The 4,509-nt window shown below is 49.5% G+C and carries 4 protein-coding genes; 2 read left to right on the forward strand and 2 right to left on the reverse strand.

What is annotated here, in order from left to right:
• Both A3751_RS14640 and A3751_RS14645 read left to right on the forward strand, forming a co-directional pair.
• Positions 1 to 527: NAD(P)-binding protein (locus A3751_RS14640; protein WP_231876901.1), on the forward strand; the 527-nt coding region annotated here is incomplete at its 5' end.
• The gene (locus tag A3751_RS14645; protein WP_068489773.1) at positions 490 to 1,380 is read left to right on the forward strand and encodes an endonuclease/exonuclease/phosphatase family protein; all 891 of its coding nucleotides are present in this window, start codon (positions 490 to 492) and stop codon (positions 1,378 to 1,380) included. The genes A3751_RS14640 and A3751_RS14645, both read left to right, overlap by 38 nt.
• On the opposite strand, the gene pta is transcribed toward A3751_RS14645, so the two are convergent.
• Together pta and A3751_RS14655 are read right to left on the reverse strand one after the other, a co-directional pair.
• The gene (pta, locus tag A3751_RS14650; protein ID WP_068457442.1) at positions 1,377 to 3,491 is read right to left on the reverse strand and encodes a phosphate acetyltransferase; all 2,115 of its coding nucleotides are present in this window, start codon (positions 3,489 to 3,491) and stop codon (positions 1,377 to 1,379) included. The two genes, A3751_RS14645 and pta, sit on opposite strands and share 4 nt — an antisense overlap.
• 15 nt (positions 3,492 to 3,506) lie before the next feature.
• Positions 3,507 to 4,509, reverse strand: a 1,003-nt coding sequence (locus tag A3751_RS14655; protein ID WP_068457444.1) for an acetate/propionate family kinase, incomplete at its 5' end; no start/stop codon positions are given.

A 4,509-nucleotide genomic window follows, 5' to 3' on the forward strand; every position in this document is an offset into this window, starting at 1 on the left:
CCTCGCTTCTCTATAAAAACGCTCACGTGTTTTACGCGCGACTATCGCCGTTCTTACTGCGCTTTCAAAGGCAGAAGGCGACCGATTCTTCCACCATTCAAAAGGTGCCAGGAGCAAATGTGCTGGTAATTGGCATGGGACGGGTAGGGCGTGGTGTCTGTGAATCGCTTGAACGCCAGGGAATTGAACATGTATGGGGCGTTGAGGTTGATAAACATCGCGTTGCCCTGTTGACCGACGTCGGCATTAACAATGTCGTGCACGGTGATGCTGACGACTACGAGTTCTGGGAAGCGCAAGACCTCTCTACCGTTCGCCTAGTGATGCTCGCTACGCCTAATGTAGATGAGATTATCAACATCATAAAACAATTGAGGTTGGCTGGTTTTAGTGGTCGAATTGCTGCGATTGCGCAACACGATGATGAGCGTGAAACGTTGCTAAACCATGGTGCAGACGTCGCGTTCAATTACTATCAAGAGGTAGGGCATGGTTTCGCAGAAGAAAGTAAACATCTGTTCTCCTAGAATCCTGCCCTCCGAGATCCATGTCATATTGGCGTTTTTCGTGTGTTTTGCGCTACTCCCCAGTTTGGCAAATGGAGAGGAGTTCAGCTTTCGGGTCGCAACCTTAAACGCTGAATGGCTATGGACGCCGCACGATGGACGAGTGGATGGAGCTCGTTTTAATAAAGGCGACCCTAGTGAAAGCGCATATACTCAAGAGTTACGGTTTTATGCGGGTTTGCTTCACCAGTATGACGTAGATGTGCTTGCACTTTCGGAAATTGAGAATGAACAGGTTGCCGAGGAATTTGCTGCGCAACTTGGTAGTGAGTGGGTGGCCAGCTTTCGTCAAGGTCGCGATACGGCGACAGGACAAGATGTCGCGATTCTCTCAAAGCTTGGCAAGCCTGTTTTGATTACAGACTTTGGGTTCCCGTCGGGCATGGTTGAAGGCTATAAGCCGAAAAGACTGTCAAAAGTGTTGGGCATTATTCTTGAAATTGACGCGCGAAAGGTCGGTTTCGTGACTGCGCATTTGTTATCAAAGCGCAATGACTCGCCGAAGAAATCTGCCAAACGCATGATGCAGGCGCATGCAATCGTAAAGGCACATAACAGTTTTGAGAATGTCGATGCCGTAGTCTTGCTTGGGGATTTTAACGACTATCGTTCGTCTCCGGTGCTAAAGACGTTAGAAAAAGAAACGCAGAGTAGTAACGTTCTGACGGCTTGCGAGCGATATGACATCACTGAAAACAGGCGCTACATGATCGATCACATTCTGTTCAAGGGGGTGCGCTGCAAACAAGCGTTTACGCTTGATATGCAGTCTTTTTCAGATCACCCCATGCTTGTCGCTGAGTTTAAATTCTAGTTATCTTTCAGTGCGGCCTTTTTTTCGTCGTCGACCTGCTGAGCTTGTATAGCGGTCAGCGCAATAGTGTAGATGATGTCGTCGACAAGGGCTCCCCGAGACAAGTCGTTTACGGGTTTGTTCAGGCCTTGAAGCATGGGGCCCATACTTACCACATTGGCACTTCGTTGCACTGCTTTATAGGTGGTGTTTCCGGTATTGAGATCAGGAAAGATGAAGACTGTCGCCTGGCCTGCGACAGGGCTATCTGGTGCCTTCTTGGCAGCAACGCTTTCAATTGCCGCGGCGTCATACTGCAAGGGGCCGTCTATAATCAAATCTGGTCGTGCTTTTTGGGCAATAATGGTTGCTGCACGAACCTTTTCAACATCAGCGCCGCTGCCGCTAGACCCAGTGCTGTAACTAATCATGGCGACTTTGGGCTCTATACCAAAAGCGCGGGCAGAATCTGCGCTTTGAATCGCGATATCTGCAAGCTCTTCTGCGTTCGGTTCAGGATTGATTGCACAGTCACCATAAACCAGAACTTGCTCGGGTAGGCACATAAAGAAGATCGACGACACTACTTTCGCGCCAGGGCTCGTTTTGATGAGCTGTAGGGCTGGTCGAACGGTGTTCGCCGTGGTGTGAACAGCGCCGGAGACCAGTCCATCAACCTCGTCAAGCGCGACCATCATGGTCGCAAGAACAACGTTATCTTCAAGTAACGAGCGAGCCATATCTGGTGCGAGCCCTTTATGTTTTCGAAGCTCAACCATGCTTGCAACATAACGCTCTCGAACATCGTCTGGGTTGATCACCTGAATATCTTCATGGAGCTTTAAGCCTTGTGCTTGAGCGACCGCCTCAATCTCGACTGGATCGCCAATCATGACGCAGTCTGCAATCCCCCTTTCTTGGCACGCAATCGCCGCCGCAACGGTCCGAGGTTCATTCCCTTCTGGTAAAACGATACGCCTGTTTGCTGAGCGCGCATTCACAGTAAGCATATGACGAAAAGCGGGTGGAGAAAGACGTGTTTTACGTTCTTTCTCGCAAAGGTGTTCGAGCCAGTCCAGATCGAGATATTCTGAAACCATGCTCACCACGCGCTGCATGCGTGGCTCATCATCGCTCTGTACAACGCGATTAAGGTTTGCGAGCGCAGCGGCTGCAGCAAAGGTATCAAGTTCGGTAGAGAGCAGAGGCAGGCCTGCTCTGAGTGCGGGCCCACAGAGCGCATGAATGCGCTCATTGATCGCAGAGTCACTCGTCAATAAAATGCCTGCTAACGGCGTTCCAGTGAGGCTTGCCATACATGCGGCCATGATCGCGTCACTCCGATCTGAAGGCGTAACGACGAGGGCGCCTGGCACAAGGCGAGGTACAATGTTATCTATCGTTTTTGCGGCGAAGACTATTTCCTGAATGCGGCGTGTGTCATGTTCGCCTTCACTAATCGCATTGAGCGAAAGTGAGTGCTGTAGATCAGAGACGCGTGGTGCAGAGAGCTCTTTCAAGAATGGGACGGCACCAATAAGACGGAAGTTGTCGGTGTAAATAGGCAGCTCCGAATATTCCGCTACTTGGCTGGAAAAGTCGTCGGCCTCAATATCTCCGGCCTTGTTGAGTATGACACCTAATACATCAGGGTCTTCGCTACCTGAATAAAGTGACGCTGAAACCTTAAGCAGCTTGTTAAGCGCGTCTGCACTTCGATTTTGAGGGTCCGTAACAAGAATGACTTGTGCGTCAAGATTTCGTGCGATATCGATGTTTAGTCGAGCGATGTATGCTTGTGACCGATCGTTTGGTATTCCTTCTACGACAACGACATCGCAGTTCTCGGATGCAATCTGAAAGTTGGCAATCACGCGCTCCATCAGCAAACCGCTCTTGTTTTCGCTCATGAGGGTCTGCGCCTCTGGAAGCGAAATTGTCTGTGCTGGCGTCACCTTGTTAAGCATTTTCGCAAAATCACGAGAATTGTCGGGATGGCTTAATTGGTAATCAATGGGTTGAAAAACACCAACACGGACGCCGATCCGCTCAAGTGCGTAAACTAAACCATAGGTGATTGACGTCAACCCGGATTGCACGTTGGTTGGAGACAAAAAGAAAGCCTTGCTCATTCGGTGTATCCTTACTTAATTCTTACAGAGTTCTGCGCTTTGGGAGGCAATCATCCACTCTTCGTCAGTCTTAGTAACGAATATAGGGAGACTGCTGTTGTCGTTAATTGGAACAATATCGTGTTCAATTTTATTGTTTCGGGAGAGGTCGAGCTTGAACCCAAGACCCGCGAGCAGTGTGACCGTTTTATCGCGAATACGCGTAGCGTTTTCTCCGATACCGCCCGTAAATATTAAGCCGTCTACGCGATCAAGCGAGACCCTCATGCCGCTGATGTGTTTGGCTAATCGAAAGCAGAACATATCAATGGCGAGTGCTGCATCGTAGTCACCTTCGTTTGCGGCCTTTTCTAATGTGCGCATATCATTCGAGAGTCCGGATACGCCAAGTAAGCCGCTTTGTTTATTTAACAGCGTGTCTATCTGTTCGCCCGAGTAACCTTGTCGAAGCAGATAAGCAAAAATACCGGGGTCGATATCACCGCTCCGTGTTCCCATGACGAGCCCCTCGAGCGGCGTCATTCCCATTGAAGTATCCACGCTATTTCCGTTTGAAATCGCGCACACGCTTGCTCCGTTGCCTAAGTGTGCGCTTATGAAACTGCAATTTGCTAATGGCTTGCCAAGGTGTTTAGCGGTCGCTTCAGCAACAAAGTGATGGCTCGTACCATGAAACCCGTATCTGCGAACGGAAAGCTCTTCATAAAGATGTTTGGGTAGTGCGTAACGAAAGGCGCACGCTGGCATGGTTTGGTGGAATGCCGTGTCAAACACCGCAACTTGTGGCACTTCTGGATACGCTTTCGACAAAAGCTCTATACCCATAAGGTTGGCTGGATTATGCAATGGGGCAAGTGGAGTGCAATCACGAATTGCTGCAATCACAGTTTCGTCAACGATACTTGCTTTGTTGAAATGCTCTCCACCATGGACAACCCGATGCCCAACTGCTAATAGCTGAGATCTTAGCGAGAACGGTTTTTCAAGTGTGCTTAATATATGCTGAATGATGCTGCCG

The sequence above is a fragment of the Oleiphilus sp. HI0080 genome (assembly GCF_001635135.1).